Here is a 20,942-nt window from a genome sequence, read left to right on the forward strand (position 1 = left end):
CAGCCATACCCGGGGTCACCTCCGCCCCTGAATGTCAGCACCACGACGGTGAATGCCGGAGACCTGTTGAGCTTCGACACGCCCGCGGGAGTCTTCGAACCCCTCCAGGGCATCACGGTGCTGCTGGAATCGACGCCGATCGTCCTCGGTCATTTCCAGGCCGGGGCCGACGGATCGGTGGCCGGGACGGTGACCATCCCGACGTCCGCCCCCCACGGCTGGCACGTCCTCCGGCTCACCGCGGACAACCCCGACCAGAGCATCGGCGTCACCATCTTCGTCGTGGGCGGGGTCGGCGGTACCCCGACGCCGACGCCCACTCCGACGCCCACTCCGACACACACGAAGCCCCCGAGGCCGACCAAGCCTCCGAAGCCGACCAAGCCCCCGAAGCCGACCCACAGCCCCACCCAGCACCCCGGTGGGCACGACGGCCATGACGACGGGAACAACGGATCCCACGACCGCGAGCTGGTCACCGACCCGGTGAGCTACGAGCAGCAGGCTCAGCAGCACAACGACCAGAGCCTCGCCGAGACGGGCAACGCAAAGGCCCTGACCCTGGGCGGCACCGCCGCGGCGCTGCTCCTGGCGGGCGGTGGCACGACGCTGGCCGTACGCCGTCGCCGCAACTCATGACGGGCAGTTCATGACGGAGCGAGACATCCGTAGTGAAGTGGAACGGCGTCCCGGCCCCGGCCGGGACGCCATCCGCATGCCCGGGGCGGAAAACTCCTCCGCGGACTCCGCGGACTCCGCGGACTCCTCCGCAGACTCCTGCGCAGCCCCTTCCGCAGACTCCTCCGGCGAAACCTCACCAGGGCGCCGCCGCCTGGTCAGGACCGTATTGCTGGCCGCCGCGCTGCTCCCGCTGGCCGGTGCCGTCTGGATCGGTGTCACCGGGCTGTTCGCCCGCCGGGAGCTGCTCGCGGCCCAGCAGGACCTCGAAGCGCTGCGGCACTCGATGGCGGCCGGCTCCGCCTCCGGCACCGTGCCCGCACGGGCAGCGGAACAGGCCGTGCGCTCGGCCGCCGACCACGCAGCCCGGGCGCACCGTCTCACCACCGGACCTGCCTGGTACTCCGTTGCCGAACTGCCCTTCTTCGGGGGACCCGTGAGAACCGTGCGCGGCGCCGCCTACGCCGTGGACCGGCTGGCCGGCGATGTGCTTCCCTCGCTGACCGGCATCCTGCCGCCCTCCACCCGGGACGGAAACGGCGGCGGCATGTCCGAGGCCCTCGCGGAGCTGCGACAGCACGGGCGGGACATCACCCGGGCCGCGGACGTCGTGGCCGAGGTGCGGACCGATGTGCACGGTCTGCCCCGGTCCACCTGGCTGCCGGCGGCCGACCGCGCCCGTGCCGGACTGCAGCAGCAACTGGACCACCTCACCCCGGTGATGACCGACGCCTCCGTGGCCGCTCGCGTCCTGCCGCCCATGCTCGGCACGCAAGGACAGCGGCGCTACTTCCTCGCGTTCCAGAACCTCGCCGAGTCACGCGGCACCGGGGGCCTGCCGGGCGCCTTCGCCGTACTGCGGGCCGACGAGGGCCGGCTGTCCTTCGAGCGGTTCGGCAACAACACGGAGATGGAAAAGGTAAAGCCGGACATCGACCTCGGAGCGGAGTTCGACACCCGCTACGCGGGCAGCGACCCGGCCCATACATGGCCCAACTCCAACATGAGCCCGCACTTCCCCTACGCGGCCCGCATCTGGGCGGCGGCCTGGCGCAAGCACACCGGCGAGCGCGTGGACGGGGCCATCGCCGTCGATCCGGTCACGCTGAGCCGCCTCCTGCAGGTCACCGGCCCGGCCCGGATGGCCGACGGCACCGAGCTCACCCCCGGCAACGTCGTGGACCTGACCGAGCGGACCAGCTACGCGAAGTACGACGACGTCGCCCGGCGCAAGGCGTTCTTCGTCGACGCCGCCCGTGCCGCCGCCACCCGGCTGATGGGGGCGCTCGACGACACGCACCGGATGCCCGCACTGCTCGTCGCCTTGAACGACGCCCAGCGGGACGGACGGCTGAAGGTCTGGAGCGCCCACCCGCAGGAGCAGCGCCTCCTGGAGTCCCGCCCCTACTCGGGCGCGCTCCCCAGCGCCCCCGGCCCCTTCGCGGGAATGGTGGTGAACAACGCGGCCGGCGGCAAGCTGGACTACTACCTCGACCGCGGCCTGACCTGGGAAGCGGGCGCCTGCTCCGACGGCGGGCGGGCGGTCACCGTACGCATGACCCTGACCAACCGGGCACCGGCCTCCGGCCTGCCCGACTACGTCACCATCAGGGCGGACCACCCTCCCTACCGCACCCGGCCGGGGGACAACCGCCTGAGGGTGTCGTACTACGCCGGGGTCGACGCCACTCTCACCGACGCCACCCTGGACGGCCACCAGGCACTGCTCGCGCCGGCCCTCGAACGCGGCCACTCCGTGTTCACGAAGGACCTGGAGCTGCCCGCGGGCTCCAGCCACACCCTGGTGCTGCATCTGCGGGAGCCGCACGCGGACGGCCTGCCGACGCTGTTGCGGCAGTCTCTCGTACTGCCGCAGCGGACCACGATCAAGCCGGGCGGCGCCTGCCGTGTCTGAGCGTGTGCGCCGCACGGCGGGGGCCGTACTCGCGGCCGCACTGCTGCTCGCGGCACGCCCGCCGGCGCACCGGGTCGAGCACCTGCGGGTCGAGCAGCTGCGGGTCAAGGTGCTCAAGACCCTTCCGCACGACCCGCAGGCGTTCACCCAGGGACTCGAGCTGGCCGACGGCACGCTCTACGAAGGCACCGGCCTGTCCGGCGGGTCCTCGGTGCGGGCGGGGCCGCCGGGCAAGGAGCCCACGGTCCGCGTGGCGCTCCCCGCGCCCTTGTTCGGTGAGGGCATCACCGTGCTCGGCCGGACCCTGTGGCAGCTGACCTGGCGCGACCGCATCGCCATCGAGCGCGACGCGAAGACGCTCGCGGAGCTGCGCCGCGTCCCGTACCCGGACGACGGCTGGGGCGTGTGCCTCCAGCGGGACCGGAACCGGCTGGTGACCAGCGACGGCTCGGCACGGCTGACGTTCCGCGACCCCGGCACGCTCGCGAGGACGGGCGAGGTCACCGTGACCGAGGACGGCCGGCCGGTGACGGAGCTGAACGAGCTGGAGTGCGTGGGCGGAGCGGTGTACGCCAATGTGCTCTTCACCGACCGCATCGTGCGCATCGATCCCGCCACGGGAGCGGTGACGGCACGCATCGACGCCTCCGGACTGCTGCACGACGACGAACTCGTCCCGGGGTCCACGCTCAACGGCATCGCGGCGATCCCCGGCACGGATCAGTTCCTGATCACCGGGAAGTTCTGGCCCAAAATGTTCAAGGTGGCGTTGGTTCCTGCCTGACGGGGCATCGGTTCCGGCCTGACGAACAGGGCGTCGCGCACTTGTGCGCGGGCATCTGGCATATGCAATTGGCATGGAACTCTGCTCATCGGGTGAGAGTTGCCCGCCCCCCAGCGTCGCACCCCGCCACGCATTGCATATCCATACACACTCGAACAGTCCTTTTTGATGTACTTGGAGGCGGAATGTGGCTGTTCGAGGACACGATGCCCCACGTGCCCGGGGCAAGACCCGCGCAGACACAGGTCATCCGGGACCTGCCGCCGCCCCGGCGGCGCCCCGGCAAGGCCGCCTGGTACGCGCCCACCGCCGTCGTCGGCGACGCGGCCGGTGCGGGCCTGCCGGTATACCTGGCCTTCGCGCTGGTCGACGGGGCCAGTGCCCTGGCATACGCGACGGTGGCGGCCGCGGCCTGGCTGCTCGTGCGCGTCGTACGGAACCGCTACGCCGAACGCAGTCTCGGCGAGGGCAGCAGCACCGAGCTCGCGCTGCAGGACTGGTTGGTCCTGGTCGGCCTGCTCGCGGTGGTGCGGGCCGCGACGGGCGAGGAGTCCCCGTTCCTCGTCGCGCTCACCGCCCTGGTGCCCTGCGCGCCGACGAGCGCCGTCGTACACCGGCTGATCCACCGTCATCTTCTCGCCCGGCGCCGCGCCGGCCTGGCCGTCCGCCGGGCCCTGGTGATCGGGGAGGCGCACGCCGTCGACGGTCTGGTGAGCCACCTCGCGCGGCGGACCGACCACGAACTCGTCGTCGTCGGGGTGTGCCCGGTCGGCGACGAGGACCCGCACGCACTGGCCCCGGTCGCCACCCGCCTCGGCAACCAGGCGCCGCAGCACGCGTCGGCCGACACCGCCCCGGTGCTGGAGGCGGCCCGGCGGCTCGATGTGGACGTGGTCGTCGTCGTACCGGGATCGCATCTGTCCGGCATGCGCCTGCGGCGGCTGTCGTGGGCCCTGCACGGCGAGGAGCGCCCGCTCGTGGTCGTACCCGGCCTGACCGAGGTCGCCGGGCGCCGGGTGGACGTCCACTCAGTGGCCGGGCTGACCATGCTGAACGTTGCCCCGCCGCTGCGGCGCGGGCCGGCGATGCTGTTCAAGGCGGTGACGGACCGGCTCGGCGCGGCACTGCTGATCGTGCTGCTCGCCCCGGTGTTCGCGGCGGTGGCCCTCGCCGTACGACTGGACTCCCCCGGCCCGGTCGTGCACCGGCAGACGCGCATCGGGCGGAACGGTAAGCCGTTCACCATGGCCAAGTTCCGCACCATGGTCGCCGACGCGGAGCGGCTGCGGCACCAGCTGGCCGGGGGCAACGAGCAGGACGGCCGGATGTTCAAGATCCGCCGCGACCCGCGGATCACCCGCACCGGCCGGGTACTGCGCCGCTGCTCCCTGGACGAACTGCCGCAGCTGTTCAACGTGGTGCAGGGCCGCATGTCCCTGGTCGGTCCACGGCCGCCGTTGCCCGACGAGGTCGCCGGGTACGACGAGGTGGAGCTGCGCAGGCTGGCCGTCAAGCCGGGGCTCACCGGCCTGTGGCAGGTCAGCGGCCGCTCCGACCTGTCCTGGGACGAGACGGTCGCCCTGGACCTCCGGTACGTGGACAACTGGTCCCCGGCCGGAGACCTCGCGGTGCTCGCTCGCACGGTGCGCGTCGTCGTGGCCGGCACCGGGGCCTACTGAACGACGGCGGCCTCCTGCTAGTCCAGGACTCCAAGCTCGGTGTCCGGGCGGCAGAACGCGCACGGCTCGATGTTCGGGTCCATGAGCGCGACGCGGGCCTCGTGGTCCCCGATCGGGTGTGGGGTGCCCTCGATCATCGTGCAGTCGTCCGTGTGGATCACGGCAGGCTCGGGTCCGCCCGGTGTGCGCTTCTGCTGGACGACGAACCGTTCCTAGGGACTGAGTGGGAGTGAGTCCTGTTTCCAGGACTGCTGTTGCTCAGCCGCGTGCTCCGAACGGTGTTGGGCACGCTGGTCGCCCGCGTTCGCTCCGCTGCCGGGCGGCACGCATCTGGTGCGTGGTCCGGGGCTGCGGGGGCGGGGTTCCTCACGCCTGCGGGTTTCCGGTCGGGCCTGGGCGGTCCGATGCCCCGCACGATCACTCCGGTCGTGCGGGGGCGGTGCCGTCCGTCGCCGGATCGGGTACCCGAGGGCGCGTCGCCCGATCGCGATGCAAGCTGCATCGTGCCGGGAAACCTTGCGGTTGCTGCTGGTGAGGGGCTGCTGCCAGTGCTGGGCACCCCACCGGGAGGTGTAGGCCGGGTCGACCGCGACGATCGCCACCGCCTGCTCGGCGGCCATCGCCACCAGCCGTGCTCGTCCGCGGCAGGAACATCCGCGCCGCCCGCCACCGCTTGCGCCAGGCGTCCTGGCTCAGCCCGGCCGCGTCGAGGTGGTGGCGCAGATGCGTGAGCTGCTTCCCGCCGCGCACCACGTGCACCCGGCCCTCCGCCCGGTCCGCCTCCACCCCCGCCAGCCGGTCCCGCAGCGCGTGCAGGCGGCGGGACTTGGCATGCCACTCCGTCCGCGAACCGTACCCACGCGCCAGCCCCGCCCGCCTGTCCGCCTTCGCGCCCAACGGCCGGGACAGCCGGGCCTCGATCCGCGTGATCTGCCCCCGCAGCCAGGCCAGTTCGGCCGCCTGCCCGCGCCGGGCCAGCGCCCACTGATCGTGCGTGGCCTTGGTGATGCTGCCCGCCCACCTGGCCGAGGAGTCACCCGTCAGCTCCCGCTTGCGTACCGCCCACACGGCCGTATCGTGCTCCAGTCCCTGCCGGGACCGCACCGCCAGATCACTTGCGGCCAGCGAGCCGAGGAACACCCCTACCCGGTTCAGCACCGCCGCGTCGGTCTCCGAGACCCGCAGCCGGGCCCGGATCGCCACCCCGGCAGGGCCGGGCACCACGAACGGCGCCGCCACCTCCCGCAGCCCACCCACCCCGTCACCCCCGCCCGGCATCGCACAGTCCCTCACCCAAACCCAACGAGCCCCACCCGTAAAGGTCACGCATTCGACGGACAAACTGCCATTCCCATCCACGGAAACCCGTACGCACGCCCTGCTGCCAGGCGTCGGCGCTCACTCATGCTCACCAAAGCGCACTCGTACACGGTCAAACGGCAGCAGCCCCCAACCCCATCGACCGCCGCCGACCCCGGTTCGGCGCGAAGGAGGGCGGTACGGCGGGATGCCGTGCGGGCGCGTTCGGCCGCGGACTCCCCGGCGCCGACCGGCCCTCGGCGCGGGCCAGCGCTTCCCGTACCACGTCGCGCTGAGACGCAGGTAGATGCCGACGGTGTCGCTATGTGCGATCTGTTCTGGAGGTACGCGAGGATCGCCCGGAGCCGCGGTGCGTCAGGTGGCAGCTCGGACATGCCCCGCACCGTCGCCGCAAGGGGTGAAGCGGCTCACCTCCCGCTCCTTCCTCCCCCGCCGCAGGTTCCGCAGCTCCCACCACGCCTCGGCGGTCCGGCCCCGCTCCTGCCAGTACGGATGGAAGAGCACCTCGCTCGACAGCCGGTACAGGCGCCGGCGCAACTCCGTACGGCCGGGTCGCTCGGCGAGTCGGTGGTAGGTGGCGCTCCACGCCTGCTGCGCCTGGACGAGGTCGTCGGGAAACCGTCGCATGACCAAATTCAAGCACGTGTTTGATTTTGCACGCCATCATGAGCTACGCCCAGGCGCCGTACCGCTTCGTCGGCGGTGGCGCGCAGGCGCTCGGCCTCGGCGGCCAGCAGGACGGAGCCGGCGTCGGTGAGGGCGTAGGTGCGGCGCATCCGGCTGTCGACGATCTCCTCGCTCTCGACGCGGACGAGCCCCTGCTTCAGCAGGCGGTCCAGGGCGCCGTACAGGGTGCCGGCCCGCATGCGGACCCGGCCCCGGGAGATCTTCTCGACCTCCTGCATCAGGGCGTAGCCGTGGCGGGGGGCGTCCGCCAGCGCGGTCAGGAGCAGGAGCGTGGGCTCCCGCAACGGTTGCTCTGCCATACGTCGAGCATATACCGGCTACCGATATATACAGCCACCTGCCCGCGCGTCGGGATTCTTTACGCACTCCTGACGCGCCCCACCGCATCCGCCGGACCCCGGCCGGTGTCATCTCCGGTGTCTCAATGTCCCGTCGGAGAATGGAGTGCCATGGAGGGCACCGTCGTCGCAGTCGTGCTCGTGGCCGTGCTGGCCCTGCTCGTACTGCGCAGTGGGATGCGGGTCGTCAACCAGGTCGAGCGCGGGGTGGTGTTCCGCTGGGGCAAGGCGCTGCCGTCGTACCGTCATCCCGGCATCACCTTCCTGATCCCGTTCGCCGACCGGATGCGGAAGGTGAACGTGCAGGTGGTCACCATGCCGGTGCCCACCCAGGAGGGCATCACCAAGGACAACGTGTCCGTCAAGGTCGACGCCGTCGTCTACTTCCGGGTGACCGACCCGCTGCGGGCCGCCATCGAGGTGCAGGACTACGTCTTCGCCGTCGGCCAGGTCGCCCAGTCCTCGCTGCGGTCCATCATCGGCAAGAGCGACCTCGACGACCTGCTCACCGACCGCGAGCGGCTGCACGAGGGGCTGGCGCTGATGATCGACAGCCCGGCCGCCGAGTGGGGCATCCACATCGACCGCGTCGAGATCAAGGACGTACAGCTGCCGGAGTCCCTGAAGCGGTCCATGTCCCGGCAGGCCGAGGCGGAGCGCGAGCGGCGCGCCCGGGTCATCACCGCGGACGGTGAGTTCCAGGCCGCGCAGCAGCTCGCCAACGCCTCGCGGATCATGTCGGACACCCCGGAGGCCATGCAACTGCGTCTGCTCCAGACGGTGGTGGAGGTCGCCGCCGAGAAGAACTCCACGCTCGTGATGCCGTTCCCGGTGGAGCTGCTGCGCTACTTCGACCGGGCCGCGCAGAAGCTCGACCCGGGCCTCAACTCGCCGACGGTGCCGGCTCGGACTCCGGCTCCCGCTCCGGCTCCGGAACCCGAGGCCACCGAGCAGCCGTAGCCAGCGCGAGCGTCACCGCGAGCGACGCCGTCGCCATCACCGGCATCGCTGTCGCGGGCGAGGTGAACTGGGCCACCGAACCCGCCAGCGCGGCACTCACGCCCTGCAGGGTCAGCATGCCCGCCGAGTGCAACCCCAGGGCGTGACCCCCGAGTTCGTCCGGAGTCAGCGCCATCAGCCGCTCCTGCTGGACCAGGCTCGCCCCGAAGCCGACGGAGGCGAGGGCGGCGCAGACCGCGGCGGCGGGGACCGCCGGGTGCAGCGCGAAGAGGGTGTACGGCGCGGCCAGCAGCAGGAGCAGCGGGGTCGCCAGCCGGGTGCGCACGGCCGGCGGCACCAGCCGGCCGACGGTCACATCCCCGGCCAGCATGCCCAGCGCCGCGCAGGCGAACAGCGTGCCCGCGGCGCCGGGGTCGTACGACACGAAGAGGGACTCGCAGCCGACGACCAGGCCGTTGGGGATCCACAGGCCCAGGTAGGTCAGGCGGCGGGGGCGGGCGGACCACAGGACGGCGTTGGCGCGCCACGTCGCCGACACCGAGGGACGGCCGCCGGCCCTCGGCGGGCGGGCGGTGAGGCCCAGCCGCAGGCCCAGGGCGGCCGCCAGATACAGCGCCGCCGACAGCAGCAGCGAGGCGCGCGGGGAGAGGACGGCGACCAGCAGGCCGCCGGTCGCGTAGCCGGTGATCTGCATGATCCCGCTCATCATGTTGAACACCGAGCGCCCCAGCAGATAGCCGTCCCTGGGGAGGATCTCGGTCAGCAGCCCCCACCGGACCCCACCGCCCAGCGAGGCGACCAGGCCCAGGACCAGGACGACGGCGAAGACCGCCCCGACCGGCAGACCGGGCAGGGCAAGGGACGCCGTACCGGCCGCGAAGGCCAGGGAGATCCCGGTCAGGGCGGCGCGCGGGGGCAGCCGGTCGGCACCCGAGAGCAGGAAAGCCGCGCCCAGGACCTGGGCCAGCGACGGGCCGAACATGCTCACCGCGGACAGCAGCGGCGACCCGGTCGCCCGGTACACGAGCGTGCCGAGGGCCAGACCGCCGACCGTCTGGGCCACCGTGTGGGCGGCGGAGGCGACGAAGAGCGGGGTGAACTCCGGGGTGCGGAACAGGACTTGGTAGCTGCGCATGCCGGGGAGTCTGCGGTGGCCGCGCGGGCGGTCGTTATTGTTTCGCCCTGGTGCGAAAGGTCGCGGGGAAGGCTGCGGGGAACATCGTGGGGAGGGCCGCGGATGGGCTGGTGGCAGGTGGACGCGGACACGCTCGCGAGCAGCCGGTTCGTCCTCTCCCCCGTCGCCGAGACCTTCGCGTGCCTGAAGCTGCTGCACGCGGCCGAGGGCGCTCACCCCGGGGAGCGGGACTGGCTGCGGGCCCACCTGCCCGGTTACCGGGCCCGGCTGGCGTCAGACCCGGTCACCGCGCTTCTGGTGCGCGCGGGCCTCGGCGCGGACTGGATCGCCGACTTCCTCACGCCCACACCCCGGGACGGCGAGAGCTTCGAGCAGGGCGTGGCACGGGTCCGTGCGGCCCACCCCACCGACGCCCGCGCCCATCTGCGGGTGTCCCTGGCCGGACCGCTGCCGGCCGCCCTGGACCGGGACGACCTGCCGGAGCAGGCGGCCACGCTCCTGGAGTACGTCTGGGAGGAGACCGTACGACCGTACTGGCAGCGGCGTCGGCGCGTCCTGGAGGCCGATGTGGTCGCGCGGACGGCACAGGTGAGCCGGGGCGGCTGGGCGGCCGCGCTGGACTCGATCCGGCCGGGGCGGACGCGGTGGCTCGGGGACAGCAGGCTCCAGGTGAACCGGCACGAGTACCCGCCGCGCGAGATCTCCGGTGCCGAACTGGTCTTCGTCCCGGTGACGCCACAGCGACACGGGTGGGTGTCGTGGGAGGAGCGGGACAGGTACGCGCTGATCTACCCGTGCGCGGGCGTGCTCGCCGACGGCGGCGCCGCGCCCGTGCCCGCGAGCCTGGGCGCGCTGCTCGGAACGGCACGGGCCGGAGTACTGGTACTGCTCGACTCCCCGCTCAGCACCACCCAGTTGACCGCGGTGACCGGGCAGGGCCTCGGGTCCGTCGGACGGCATCTGAAGGTGCTGCTGGACGCGGGGCTGGTGGAACGGCGGCGGGCGGGCCGCTCGGTGCTGTACTCGCGCACCGCGGCCGGCGAGGTCCTCGTCGAGGCAGGGAGCCGAGGCCGGGAGCCGTCGGCACACCGGTCACCTCCGGGACACTTACCGGAGTTAGCATCCGCCTATGACGACTACTGACGACAACGGCTCCGTACTGGACGTCGAGATCGGCGCCCTCCGGGGCGGTTCCGCGGACCTGCCGCAGTACGCGGGCCAGGCGGTGCTCATTGTCAACGTGGCCTCCAAGTGCGGTCTGACCCCCCAGTACAACGGCCTGGAGAAGCTCCAGGAGCGGTACGCGGCGCAGGGCTTCACCGTGCTCGGCGTGCCCTGCAACCAGTTCCTCGGGCAGGAGCCCGGGAGCGCCGAGGAGATCGCCGAGTTCTGCTCCGCGACGTACGGCGTGACCTTCCCGCTGACCGAGAAGGTCGAGGTGAACGGCGAGGGCCGGCACCCGCTGTACGACCGTCTGGTCGGCTTCGCCGATGCCGAGGGGCACGACGGGGACATCCGCTGGAACTTCGAGAAGTTCCTGATCGGGCGGGACGGCAAGGTCGTCGCCCGCTTCTCGCCGCAGACCGAGCCGGAGTCCGCCGAGCTCGTGGCCGCGGTGGAGGGCCAGCTCTCCTAGCCGGGTTGACCTTGCCCCTGGGGCAAGGGTGAGCGTCCTTGTCACCGGGCGGAAGGCGCCCGGTGACGGAGGATGGCGCAGTGGACGCTGCCCGGCACGGGCGGACCTGGGAGACGAAGGTGAGGGTGGAGCCGGCCCAGAAGCTGGCGTTCACCCGCGTCACCAAGGCCCAGGTGGCCCATCCGCAGATCCTGGCCGCCTTCGAGGCGGTGGAGGAGTGGATGTCCGGTCAGGGCCTGGAGATGGCCGGCCCGTGCCGGGAGGTGTACTTCGCGGACTGGAGGCATCGGGGGCGGAGGACCCGGTGTGCGATGTGGCGTTTCCGGTGAAGTGACGGCGGGGGTTGGGACAGGAGCAGGAGCTTGGACGGTGTGCTGCCCAACGGCCACCTACGGCGAGGGAGCCGAAGGGGCGCGCCGGTGTCGGGGGGCATGGGGGTCCCCCCTGCTCGAACGGAGTTGAGAGCTTGGGGGAGCGCGGAGGCCCGAAGGGCTGAGCACGATCGGCCCCCCGACACCGGCTGAGGCGCCCCGGAGGCGAACCGAGCCCCAAAAAAGAGGTCGAGCCCCCTCGGCAAGGACGGCGGGCTGGTCGAGAGGGCTCTGGGTGGTGCTTGTGCAGTTGTCGTGTGTCGGTCCGGGGCTTGTTGGCGAGGGTCAGGGAGCCCCCTAAGCCTTGACCGAGGCCACGAAGGCGTTCCAGGCGTCGGCGGGGAAGGCGAGGACCGGGCCCTGTGCGACCTTGGAGTCACGCACGGCGAGTTCGACGGCCGCGGCCGACTTGACCTCGACGCAGGCTCCGTTCCCTGCGGAATAGGAGGACTTGGTCCACGTCTCCGTGGCGCCCTGAAGCAGTGCCATTTCCACTCCTGTAGCGAGTTGCCGTAGTGCGATTCACGCCAACCATGTCGATCGATTGGCGTGATCGACGCTACTCGGCAACATCCCTTCCTGGAGTGGCCGTTCACTCGACCGGATGACATATTCCAGGCGGGTCTTCCGCTGGAGCGTTACACCGGTATACGATCCGGCGCTTCACGCGGGAGACCCCTCAACGGGCGTACTCTTTGGCCACGTCTGCGATGTACTGCCGGGATTGCTCCACATTCAGGGACTGTGCCCGCAAGTGCTCGTACATCACCGCATATCTCTGGACATCGTGCGCCTTCTCCAGGTAGAGGTCGCTGGTGACGCCCTCCAGGTACACCACGCTGGAGTCGGCCGCGTCGGCGAACTCCAGGATCGCGTACTGGCCGTTGAGCCCGGGATGCGCGCCCACCTCGAACGGCAGGACCTGCACGGTGACATGGGGCAGCTGGGACATCTCGATGAGGTGCTCCAACTGCTCCCGCATGATCAGCTTGCTGCCCACCACCCGGCGCAGCGACGCCTCGTCCAGTACGACCCACAGCCGGAGCGGGTTGTTCTCGGCGGCGATACGTTCCTGTCGCCGCAGCCGCACCTGGACCCGCTTCTCGATGTCGGTCGTCGAGGTCTCCGGCAGCGCGCCCTGCACCAGGGCCTCCGCGTAAGCGCGGGTCTGCAACAACCCGGTGACCAGCTGGGGTTCGTACACCCGCAGCGACTCGGCGTCGGTCTCCAGACCGATGTAGACGCTGTACGGGATGTCCCCGAACGCATGCCACCAGCCCTGTTGCCGGGAGTCCCGGGCCATCTCCATCAGCGAGTCGACGACCCGCTGGTCCTCGACCTCGTACACCCCGCACAGATCACGGACGTCACGCTGGCTGATGCTGCGCCGGCCGTTCTCCAGACGGCTGATCTTCGACTGCGAGACCAGCAGTCGTTCCGCCACTTCCTCGGCCGTCATGCCCTTGAGCTCGCGGAGCCTGCGCAGCTCCTGGCCCAGCCGGCGTCGCCTGACGGTTGGATTGACATTGGACGCCACGGGACGTGCACCTCCGGCTGCCTGCCTGTACCTGGCACTTTGCGTATCTGCTGTTGAGCAGACTGCCACCAAGGTGCTTACTACCGCTGGCAAACGGTGGATATGCGGCGCGTACGCGTCAGTTCGGGCACACGCAGCCGAGCGGGGCGGTGAGACGGTGTCTCATCGCCCCGCTCGGCCAGCGGCTCCCGAACCGGGTCTGTGGGGACTGACGGTGCGGCTGTCGTGCGGTGTGTGCGGTTGCGATGCCGTGGTGCTGCGGCTCAGTGGACCACGGCGCGCGCCATGGAACCGTGGCGCGGTTGCATCGGAACGCCACGAGCGGGTTCCGCTGCGACCCTGGCTCCCGGTCCGGCCTGACGGCCGGCGGAGGCCGGGTTGCGGCGTGGCTGGGCCACCGCGCCGTTCTGGACGTCCATCACGGCGTGCGCCACGAGGCCGCCCATCGGGTCGTGCCGGATCAGGTCCCGCAGCCGGGAGCGGGACGAGCGTCCCTCGTTCCCCGGATACAGGTGCTTGCCGAGGCCGACCGCGTGTGCCAGGGCGGCGAGCGCCGCGGTCCGCGGGTCCGGCGGTACGCCGGTGCGGATCGCGGAATCCAGCCGGGAACGGATCTCCCGGCTGATGGCGGTGTCCGTCGCCTGGTAACGAGTCGTCGGCAGTACCCCGCACATCTGCCCCGGTACGGCGGCAACCATGCCGCACCGCTCCAGATGCGAGAGGTACGTCTGGCGGAGCCCGAGACGCGGCCCGCCGATCCAGTGGACAGCGCGAACCGGAGCGCCGCGCCTTCGCAGCAACTCCAACGCGCAGTCCAGAGTCGGATCTCCTGTCGGCCGTGGCACCACCACGGCGATACGATCCCCGTCTGGGGCTATCCGTCCGGCCAGCGCCAGCTCCACTAGCTGTGCTCCGGCCAGACCGAGGTCGAGCGACTGCGGCTGCGCAGTGGTACCCGTGGCCGGGTCCAATGCCAGCAGCAGAAGCTCCTCCGGAATTGTTCTGCGGCTCCTGCCCATCCATGCCTCCCCGCGTGGATGAATGACAGGGTGACCCCTCTCACATTGGTCTGTCGAGAGTGCGTGACCGGTTCGTGAGGGAACCGGTAGGTATGTCGTTCTCGTCTAGCCGCATGGGTCAATCCCGCACACAGGACACTGGTACATGGTTCGGACAGCGTCGGGGAGGCGGGGTCCGGACTGCGGTTAGGGCACGGAGGGCGTGCGGCACATGGAGGAGGCATCGGTGGCGGGCGAGTCCCCCGACAAGTCGAAGCAGCGCGAGTCGTCGGCAGAACCGACGCCGGGGAGCGGGGGCCCGGTTCCCGAGGCACGCGACCCGCGTCTCGCGGTGTCCCGCCGCACCGCGGACACGGCGACCCGTGTCCTGTCGGTCCGGGACGTGCCCGCTACCGCGGGAGGCCCCGAGCAGGAGGCCGAGGACAGCCGCCTGCGCGCGGCGGTGGCAACGTGGGTCCGCACGGGCGGCTCCGTCGGGCCCGACGAGGAGGCCCAGGCCGACTCCGAGCCCGAGGACGCCCGGAACTCCGAGGCCAAGGGGGGTGAGGCTGCGGCGGTTTCGGAGACCGAGGCGGGCGATGCTGCCCACGGTTCGGAGACCGAGGACGAGGCGAGTGCCGACTCCGACGGCGAGGACGACGACCAAGGAGCGACACAGTCCGGCTCCGGGGCGAACGACGAGGACGAGTCAGCGGCCGACACCGAGGCCAAGGGCGAGGACGGATCGGCAGCGGCCGAGGCCGAGGCCGAGGACGACGAGGCGGTGGCCCAGGCCGACTCCGAGGGCAACGGCGGGGCCGCCTTCGGTTCGGAGGCCGATGACGAGGCGCACGCCGAGTCCGAGCCCGAGGGCGACCGCGGCACGGCACAGGCCGACACCGAGCCCGAGGACGCCCGCAGCGCGGCGCAGGCAAACCCCGAGACCGAGGCGGGCGAGGCTGCCCACGGTTCGGAGGCCGAGGACGAGGCGAGTGCCGACTCCGACGGCGAGGACGACGACCAAGGAGCGACACAGTCCGGCTCCGGGGCGAACGACGAGGACGAGTCAGCGGCCGACACCGAGGCCAAGGGCGAGGACGGATCGGCAGCGGCCGAGGCCGAGGACGACGAGGCGGTGGCCCAGGCCGACTCCGAGGGCAACGGCGGGGCCGCCTTCGGTTCGGAGGCCGATGACGAGGCGCACGCCGAGTCCGAGCCCGAGGGCGACCGCGGCACGGCACAGGCCGACACCGAGCCCCAGGACGCCCGCAGCGCGGCGCAGGCAAACCCCGAGACCGAGGTGAGCGAGGCTGCCCACGGTTCGGAGACCGAGGACGAGGCGAGTGCCGACTCCGACGGCGAGGACGACGACCAAGGAGCGACACAGTCCGGCTCCGGGGCGAACGACGAGGACGAGTCAGCGGCCGACACCGAGGCCAAGGGCGAGGACGGATCGGCAGCGGCCGAGGCCGAGGACGACGAGGCGGTGGCCCAGGCCGACTCCGAGGGCAACGGCGGGGCCGCCTTCGGTTCGGAGGCCGATGACGAGGCGCACGCCGAGTCCGAGCCCGAGGGCGACCGCGGCACGGCACAGGCCGACACCGAGCCCCAGGACGCCCGCAGCGCGGCGCAGGCAAACCCCGAGGCCAAGGTGAGCGAGGCTGCCCACGGTTCGGAGACCGAGGACGAGGCGAGTGCCGACTCCGACGGCGAGGACGACGACCAAGGAGCGACACAGTCCGGCTCCGGGGCGAACGACGAGGACGAGTCAGCGGCCGACACCGAGGCCAAGGGCGAGGACGGATCGGCAGCGGCCGAGGCCGAGGACGACGAGGCGGTGGCCCAGGCCGACTCCGAGGGCAACGGCGGGGCCGCCTTCGGTTCGGAGGCCGATGACGAGGCGCACGCCGAGTCCGAGCCCGAGGGCGACCGCGGCACGGCACAGGCCGACACCGAGCCCCAGGACGCCCGCAGCGCGGCGCAGGCAAACCCAGAGGCCAAGGACGGCGACGCCGCCCCGGCTTCGGAGACCGGCAACGAGGCACGCGCCGAGTCCGAGCCCGAGGACGGCGAAGCCCCGGAGGCGGGCGGCGGGGTCGAAGGCGAGGACGAGCGTCCCGGTGCCGATGACGCTGCCGTCGAGGCCGCTGACGCCGAGTCGGCTTCCGCGCCGAAGGCGGATGCCGACGCGAAGGGCTCCGCCCCGAAGTCGACGCCCGACCCCCGAACCCCCCGCGACCCGCGACCCGCCGACGGCGAGGACGCCCCGCAGGGGCCACCCGCACCCAAGGACGAGAGCCGCACGGGTGGTGCGGGTGGGAACCGCAAGGCCGAAGGCGGAGCCGAGGCCGACGCCAAGCCCACCGACGCCCCCAAATCCACCAAGACCCCCAAGCCCCCCGTCGACCACCCCACCGCCGTCTTCAAGGCGCCCAGGCCCAAGCCCCAGGTCGACCAGCCGACCACCATGCTCAAGCTGGGCGGCACCCCGAAGCCGAAGCCCACCGAGCCGGCGGACGCCGAACGCACCAGCAAGTTCGTCGCGCTCAAGCCCCTCGACGACCCGGCAACCCGCAAGCCGAAGCCGCCGGCCCAGGCACCCGCCGACGTCACCACCGCCGTCCCCCAGGTCGGCCCCGAGCGCACCACCCAGCAGCCGCTCCCGCCCAAGCTCCCGCTCGACCTGCTCGCCGAGCTGACGAACACGCCCCCGCCGCCGGAGACCCCGGTCAGGACGATCGTGCGGCGGGTCAAGATCTGGACCCCGCTGGTCATCCTGCTGGTGATCATCTTTGCGGTCGTACAGGCTCTGCGCCCCCTGCCCGCCCCCGCCCTCGCGTTGACCGCCGAGGAGTCGTACCAGTTCGACGGTGGCAAGGTCACCCTTCCCTGGCCCTCCGAGGGCCAGGGCTGGATGGACGTCGACGGCATCGGCACGATGGACAGCTTCGGCAAGCAGACGCCCGTCGCCATCGGCTCGGTGGCCAAGACGATGACGGCGTACATCGTGCTGAAGGACCACCCGCTCAAGGCGGGCGAGGAGGGTCCGACCATCACCGTCGACGCCACCGCCGAGAAGGAGGGCGGCTACGACAAGACCGGCGAGTCCACGCTCAACAGCATCAAGGCCGGTGACAAGCTCACGCTGAGGCAGGCCCTGTCGGCTGTCATGATCCCGTCCGCGAACAACATCGCCCGTCTGCTGGCCCGTTGGGACGCGGGCGGCTCCGAGGCGGCGTTCGTCAAGAAGATGAACGCCACCGCCAAGGAGCTCGGGATGACGGCGACGACGTACACCGACCCCTCCGGGCTGAAGGAGAGCACCGTCTCCACGGCCGGGGACCAGGTGAAGCTCGGCAACGCGGTCGTGAAGATCCCGGCCCTCGTGGCAATCACCAGCGCGGCCAGCTGGAAGGACCCTTCCGGACACAACTGGCCGAACTACAACCAGCTCCCCTACCTCGTGGGCGCGATCGGCATCAAGACCGGCAGCACCACCGCGGCAGGCGGCAACCTCCTCTTCGCCGCCCGCAAGAAGGTCGGCGGCGAGACGGTCACCGTCGTCGGCGCGATCCTCGGCCAGCACAAGCCGTCGATCCTCGACACGGTCAACGCGGTCAGCAAGACGGCGCTGCTCGCCGCCGAGGACGCGCTCACGTCGGCGAAGACCGTGAAGAAGGGCGATGTGGTCGGGTATGTGGACGACGGCCTCGACGGGCACACCCCGGTCGTCGTCACCGAGGACGTCACCGCCGTCGGCTGGGCCGGCCTGAAGGTGAAGCTGTCCTTCGCCTCCGACACCGTCCCGCACACCGCGAAGGCCGGGACCAAGGTCGGCACACTCACCGTCGGTGACGGCAAGACCGGCGCGGTGCAGGTCCCGGTGGCCCTGAAGGAGGACCTGACCGAGCCCGGCTTCGGCAGCAAGCTGACCCGTCTCGGCTGACGCATACGGCACAGTCCGTCACCGCACCCCGTCGCGGAGCCCCCACCCGGGAGCCCCGCGGCGGGGTGCGTGCTAGCGTCACGAATCGGGGCAGGTCGCCGGTGAGCGGGACCCGGCCGCGAACTGGACGAGAAGCGGCCGGGAACACCAAGGGACACGGCCGAGAACAGAAGACGGGACACGGGGAGTGCCTTCAGGTGGCCACAGCGGAGCCGACACGCGCCGACGACGCCGATCCGGGCCCGGGATCCGGCCCGCGAATACGCCTGCCCGAAGCTGACACGGACGGTCACGGCACCGGGTCGTACGGCCCCGACGAGAGCCCTGGCGACAGCCACGACGACCGCCCTGACGACAGCCGCGGCGACCGTCGTGCGTGCGGCCCGAGCGCCAGCCCCACCGGCAGACGGGCCCGGCTGCTCGCCGCCGCCGAGCCGCTTCGGCAGCGGCTGCTGCTCCATCCGGTGCTGTCCATGACCGCGCTGGCCGGTGTGCTGCACATCATCTGGTTCTTCACGTTCGCCAACAGCGGCGGCGACCTCGCGGCGCAGGACGCGTGGGCCGAGTTCGTCGGCCGGCACCCCGATTCGGCGTACAACCTCGCCTGGTACGGCGGGATGCACCCGGTGTCGTACAGCGTGGTGTCGCCGTATCTGATGTCGGTCCTCGGTGTCCGTACGACGATGATGATCGCCGGGACGGTCTCGGCGGGCCTGCTGACGTTGATCCTCATCCGCAGCCGGGTCGTGAAGAACCCGCTGTGGGCCGCGCTGGCCGGGGTCTTCGCACTGATATGCAACGCGGTCTCGGGCCGGGTGACCTTCGGTCTCGGCACGATGTTCGCGCTCGGCGCGGTCGCGGCCGTGTTCTGCTGGCCGTACCGCTGGCGGCACAAACGGTGGGCGAAGGCGCTGGTCGCCGCGCCGCTCGCCGCGCTCGCCACCATGGGCTCCCCCGTCGCGGGCCTGTTCGTGGGCCTGATCGCGGCGGCGCTCTTCCTGCAGAAGCGGCGGCCCGGCGCCTGGGCGCTGGGGCTCGCGCCGTCGGCGGTCGTCGCCGTCTCGGCCTTGCTGTTCCCCTTCTCCGGCACCCAGCCGATGACGATCCTCTCGGTGATTCTGCCGCTGTTGTACGGGCTGCTGTGCCTCTTCCTCGTCCCCAAGGAGTGGCGGACCGTCCGGCTGACCGCCGGGGTCTTCAGCATCGGGGTGGTGCTGGTCTGGCTGGTCAGCTCGCAGATCGGGTCGAACATCTCGCGGCTGCCGATGCTGTTCGCGGGTGTGACGCTGATCGCGGCGCTGCCGTTCGCGGTGCCGCGCTCGCGCAAGTGGTACACGATCGTGCTGGCGTTCCTCGGGACCGTCGGCTGGATCGGCTTCAAGTCGGTCGACGACATCATCCATACGACCCCGGCGGCGTCCTGGGCGCGCGAGCTGGCCCCGCTCGTGAACGAGCTGCAGGAGGTCGGCGCCGAGAAGGGCCGCGTCGAGGTGGTCCCGGCCCGCTCCCACCGCGAGGCCTCCGCGCTCGCGCCGTACGTCAACCTGGCCCGCGGCTGGAACCGCCAGGCCGACATGGAGCGCAATCCGCTCTTCTACGACGACACGCTCAACTCGGCGAACTACCACGAATGGCTCCAGCGCTGGGCCGTCCACTTCGTCGTGCTGCCCAAGGACGATCCGGACGGGGACGGCGGCGAGCGCGAGCGGACCCTGGTCCGGCGCGGTATGCCATATCTGAAGCAGATCTGGGGCGACGCCAACTGGCAGCTGTTCAAGGTGACCGACCCGGCGCCGCTCGCCGAGCCCGACGCGGTGGTCGACCGCGCCGAGCAGGGCGAGCTGACGATCGAGGTCCGCCGGGCCGGCCGCATCCTCATCCGGATCCCGTACTCGCCGTGGCTGAGCATCGTCGACGCCCAGGGCAAGAGCCTCAAGCCGCCCCAGGAGACCGAGGCCTCCAAGCACCGCGCCGACGGCACGCCGAAGTCGTACGACAACGTCAACGGCTGTCTGATGGAGACGCGGGAGGACGCGCAGGGGGACAAGTGGACGATGCTGCTGGCCCCCAAGGCCGGTACGTACCACTTGGCCGCGCCCTACCAACTCCCACGAGGCACTCCGTGCCCGGACGAACTCAGGTGACCGTCGGCCGGTGCGAGCCCGCTGGGGGCTGCCGCCCCCGAAGGCCGAACGGTGACGCCTACGCCGGCCGGTACACGGCCTGGGCCGGGTCCTGCCTGTCAGCGTTCCGCAGCGCGCGTGTCAGCGTCGCCACGGTGTCGCTCCACTTCAGCCTGCCCGCCAGTTGGCCACGGACCTGGTCGGCGAAGTGGAGGGCGGCGGGCAGGTCGCCCAGGATGCCGTCAATGGCCGCCGCCCATGCCGCCGTGTCACGGCGCTGGTGATCGTGGACGTCGACGATCATCGGCTCGGCGTTGCGCCCGAGGAGCTCGCGCAGCAGCTCGGCGGATCCGCACTTGGCGCTCACCAGGACGGGGGTGCCCGCGGCGATCGCCTCAAGGGGGACCAGCCCGAGTCCTTCGACGCAGGAGGGCATGACGCACACCGCGGAGCGGCCGAGGTCGCGGTGCAGTTCGGCGGGGTCGACGGAGTAGGCGCGTACGTCGACGCGTTCGCGAGCGAGGCCGGACAGCCCGGCCTGTTCGCCGTGCAGCGCGCCGCACTGGTCCCGCAGGGCGCCGCGGACGAGCAGCCCGGCGGTGCTGTACCTGTCCGCGACGACGGCCACGGCCCGGGCGGCGATGTCCAGGCCCTTCAGGACCACGTCGTCGGTGCGGCCGAGGACGAGCACATGGTGTGCCTGGTGCAAGGAGGCCGAACACCTGCGCAAACCGCCGTCGGGACACAACTGTCAGTGGGGCAAGTACTCCTGACGAATGATCACGCAGTCACGAATGAGCCCTTGCGCGAGGTCCTCGACCCCGCACAAGGGCTG

General features: G+C 71.6%; 18 protein-coding genes and 1 pseudogene. 10 read left to right on the forward strand and 9 right to left on the reverse strand.

The features are described 5' to 3' along the window. Positions 1-66 precede the first annotated feature (66 nt). From N8I87_RS17345 to N8I87_RS17360, 4 genes are all read left to right on the forward strand, one after another. Positions 67-639: a hypothetical protein gene (locus N8I87_RS17345; protein WP_263209834.1), complete on the forward strand. Its 573-nt coding sequence runs from the start codon at positions 67-69 to the stop codon at positions 637-639. Between the two features lie 76 nt (positions 640-715). Further along, positions 716-2,593, forward strand: coding sequence for a DUF4012 domain-containing protein (locus tag N8I87_RS17350; RefSeq protein ID WP_263209836.1), 1,878 nt, complete (start codon positions 716-718; stop codon positions 2,591-2,593). Next, on the forward strand, positions 2,586-3,377 hold the full coding sequence (locus tag N8I87_RS17355; protein ID WP_263209837.1) for a glutaminyl-peptide cyclotransferase: 792 nt from the start codon (positions 2,586-2,588) through the stop codon (positions 3,375-3,377). Before N8I87_RS17350 ends, N8I87_RS17355 begins: the two co-directional genes overlap by 8 nt. A 206-nt stretch (positions 3,378-3,583) precedes the next feature. Then, entirely contained in the window at positions 3,584-5,056 is a 1,473-nt protein-coding gene (locus N8I87_RS17360) for a sugar transferase (protein ID WP_411577378.1), read from the forward strand. 17 nt (positions 5,057-5,073) lie between these two features. Here the strand turns inward: N8I87_RS17360 and N8I87_RS17365 are convergent, their stop codons facing one another. The 4 genes from N8I87_RS17365 to N8I87_RS17380 all read right to left on the reverse strand — a co-directional run bounded on the left by N8I87_RS17365 (position 5,074) and on the right by N8I87_RS17380 (position 7,362). Beyond that, on the reverse strand, positions 5,074-5,217 hold the full coding sequence (locus N8I87_RS17365) for a DUF6233 domain-containing protein (RefSeq protein WP_263209841.1): 144 nt from the start codon (positions 5,215-5,217) through the stop codon (positions 5,074-5,076). Between the two features lie 256 nt (positions 5,218-5,473). Next, positions 5,474-6,334: a hypothetical protein gene (locus N8I87_RS17370; protein ID WP_263209842.1), complete on the reverse strand. Its 861-nt coding sequence runs from the start codon at positions 6,332-6,334 to the stop codon at positions 5,474-5,476. Between the two features lie 396 nt (positions 6,335-6,730). Next, positions 6,731-7,003 carry a DUF8825 domain-containing protein gene (locus tag N8I87_RS17375; RefSeq protein WP_263209843.1) on the reverse strand — a complete coding sequence of 91 codons (273 nt, stop codon included), beginning with the start codon at positions 7,001-7,003 and terminating at the stop codon, positions 6,731-6,733. Between the two features lie 8 nt (positions 7,004-7,011). Further along, positions 7,012-7,362 (reverse strand): PadR family transcriptional regulator, encoded by a 351-nt coding sequence (locus tag N8I87_RS17380; RefSeq protein WP_263209845.1) that lies wholly within the window; start codon positions 7,360-7,362, stop codon positions 7,012-7,014. 150 nt (positions 7,363-7,512) lie between these two features. On the opposite strand from N8I87_RS17380, the gene N8I87_RS17385 reads away from it, so the two are divergent. Further along, positions 7,513-8,361 (forward strand): slipin family protein, encoded by an 849-nt coding sequence (locus tag N8I87_RS17385; protein WP_263209847.1) that lies wholly within the window; start codon positions 7,513-7,515, stop codon positions 8,359-8,361. On the opposite strand, the gene N8I87_RS17390 is transcribed toward N8I87_RS17385, so the two are convergent. Beyond that, positions 8,285-9,496 (reverse strand): MFS transporter, encoded by a 1,212-nt coding sequence (locus tag N8I87_RS17390; protein ID WP_263209849.1) that lies wholly within the window; start codon positions 9,494-9,496, stop codon positions 8,285-8,287. The genes N8I87_RS17385 and N8I87_RS17390 overlap by 77 nt on opposite strands. Positions 9,497-9,598: 102 nt before the next feature. Between N8I87_RS17390 and N8I87_RS17395 the strand changes: the two genes are divergently transcribed. The 3 genes and pseudogenes from N8I87_RS17395 to N8I87_RS17405 form a co-directional block, all read left to right on the forward strand. Then, entirely contained in the window at positions 9,599-10,639 is a 1,041-nt protein-coding gene (locus N8I87_RS17395) for an ArsR/SmtB family transcription factor (protein ID WP_263209851.1), read from the forward strand. Beyond that, the gene (locus N8I87_RS17400; protein WP_263209852.1) at positions 10,626-11,132 is read left to right on the forward strand and encodes a glutathione peroxidase; all 507 of its coding nucleotides are present in this window, start codon (positions 10,626-10,628) and stop codon (positions 11,130-11,132) included. The genes N8I87_RS17395 and N8I87_RS17400 overlap by 14 nt, the downstream gene beginning before the upstream one ends. Before the next feature lie 89 nt (positions 11,133-11,221). After that, positions 11,222-11,466: pseudogene (locus N8I87_RS17405) on the forward strand (GyrI-like domain-containing protein); the annotation flags it as partial. A gap of 334 nt (positions 11,467-11,800) precedes the next feature. Here N8I87_RS17405 and N8I87_RS17410 read toward each other — a convergent pair. The 3 genes from N8I87_RS17410 to N8I87_RS17420 form a co-directional block, all read right to left on the reverse strand. After that, on the reverse strand, positions 11,801-11,992 hold the full coding sequence (locus N8I87_RS17410) for a DUF397 domain-containing protein (RefSeq protein ID WP_263209855.1): 192 nt from the start codon (positions 11,990-11,992) through the stop codon (positions 11,801-11,803). A 190-nt stretch (positions 11,993-12,182) separates the two neighbouring features. Further along, positions 12,183-13,040 (reverse strand): helix-turn-helix domain-containing protein, encoded by an 858-nt coding sequence (locus N8I87_RS17415; RefSeq protein ID WP_263209858.1) that lies wholly within the window; start codon positions 13,038-13,040, stop codon positions 12,183-12,185. A 263-nt stretch (positions 13,041-13,303) separates the two neighbouring features. Further along, complete coding sequence (locus N8I87_RS17420; RefSeq protein ID WP_263209861.1) at positions 13,304-14,059, reverse strand: GOLPH3/VPS74 family protein; 756 nt, start codon at positions 14,057-14,059, stop codon at positions 13,304-13,306. A gap of 1,630 nt (positions 14,060-15,689) precedes the next feature. Here N8I87_RS17420 and N8I87_RS44370 point away from each other — a divergent pair. Then, positions 15,690-17,984, forward strand: coding sequence for a D-alanyl-D-alanine carboxypeptidase (locus tag N8I87_RS44370; protein WP_411577379.1), 2,295 nt, complete (start codon positions 15,690-15,692; stop codon positions 17,982-17,984). 197 nt (positions 17,985-18,181) lie between these two features. Beyond that, positions 18,182-20,128 (forward strand): DUF8823 domain-containing protein, encoded by a 1,947-nt coding sequence (locus N8I87_RS17430; protein ID WP_263209863.1) that lies wholly within the window; start codon positions 18,182-18,184, stop codon positions 20,126-20,128. Between the two features lie 58 nt (positions 20,129-20,186). Here the strand turns inward: N8I87_RS17430 and N8I87_RS17435 are convergent, their stop codons facing one another. Then, entirely contained in the window at positions 20,187-20,816 is a 630-nt protein-coding gene (locus N8I87_RS17435) for a glycosyltransferase (RefSeq protein WP_263209865.1), read from the reverse strand. Between the last annotated feature and the right edge of the window lie 126 nt (positions 20,817-20,942).

The sequence above is a fragment of the Streptomyces sp. HUAS 15-9 genome (genome assembly GCF_025642155.1).
GTDB lineage: Bacteria > Actinomycetota > Actinomycetes > Streptomycetales > Streptomycetaceae > Streptomyces.

Coding starts and splice junctions, on each gene's coding strand:
- N8I87_RS17410 (WP_263209855.1), bottom strand. CDS start 11,992: ATGGCACTGCTTCAGGGCGCCACGGAGACGTGGACCAAGTCCTCCTAT.
- N8I87_RS17380 (WP_263209845.1), bottom strand. CDS start 7,362: ATGGCAGAGCAACCGTTGCGGGAGCCCACGCTCCTGCTCCTGACCGCG.
- N8I87_RS17420 (WP_263209861.1), bottom strand. CDS start 14,059: ATGGGCAGGAGCCGCAGAACAATTCCGGAGGAGCTTCTGCTGCTGGCA.
- N8I87_RS17370 (WP_263209842.1), bottom strand. CDS start 6,334: ATGCCGGGCGGGGGTGACGGGGTGGGTGGGCTGCGGGAGGTGGCGGCG.
- N8I87_RS17375 (WP_263209843.1), bottom strand. CDS start 7,003: ATGCGACGGTTTCCCGACGACCTCGTCCAGGCGCAGCAGGCGTGGAGC.
- N8I87_RS17390 (WP_263209849.1), bottom strand. CDS start 9,496: ATGCGCAGCTACCAAGTCCTGTTCCGCACCCCGGAGTTCACCCCGCTC.
- N8I87_RS17360 (WP_411577378.1), top strand. CDS start 3,584: ATGCCCCACGTGCCCGGGGCAAGACCCGCGCAGACACAGGTCATCCGG.
- N8I87_RS17350 (WP_263209836.1), top strand. CDS start 716: ATGCCCGGGGCGGAAAACTCCTCCGCGGACTCCGCGGACTCCGCGGAC.
- N8I87_RS17395 (WP_263209851.1), top strand. CDS start 9,599: ATGGGCTGGTGGCAGGTGGACGCGGACACGCTCGCGAGCAGCCGGTTC.
- N8I87_RS17400 (WP_263209852.1), top strand. CDS start 10,626: ATGACGACTACTGACGACAACGGCTCCGTACTGGACGTCGAGATCGGC.
- N8I87_RS17385 (WP_263209847.1), top strand. CDS start 7,513: ATGGAGGGCACCGTCGTCGCAGTCGTGCTCGTGGCCGTGCTGGCCCTG.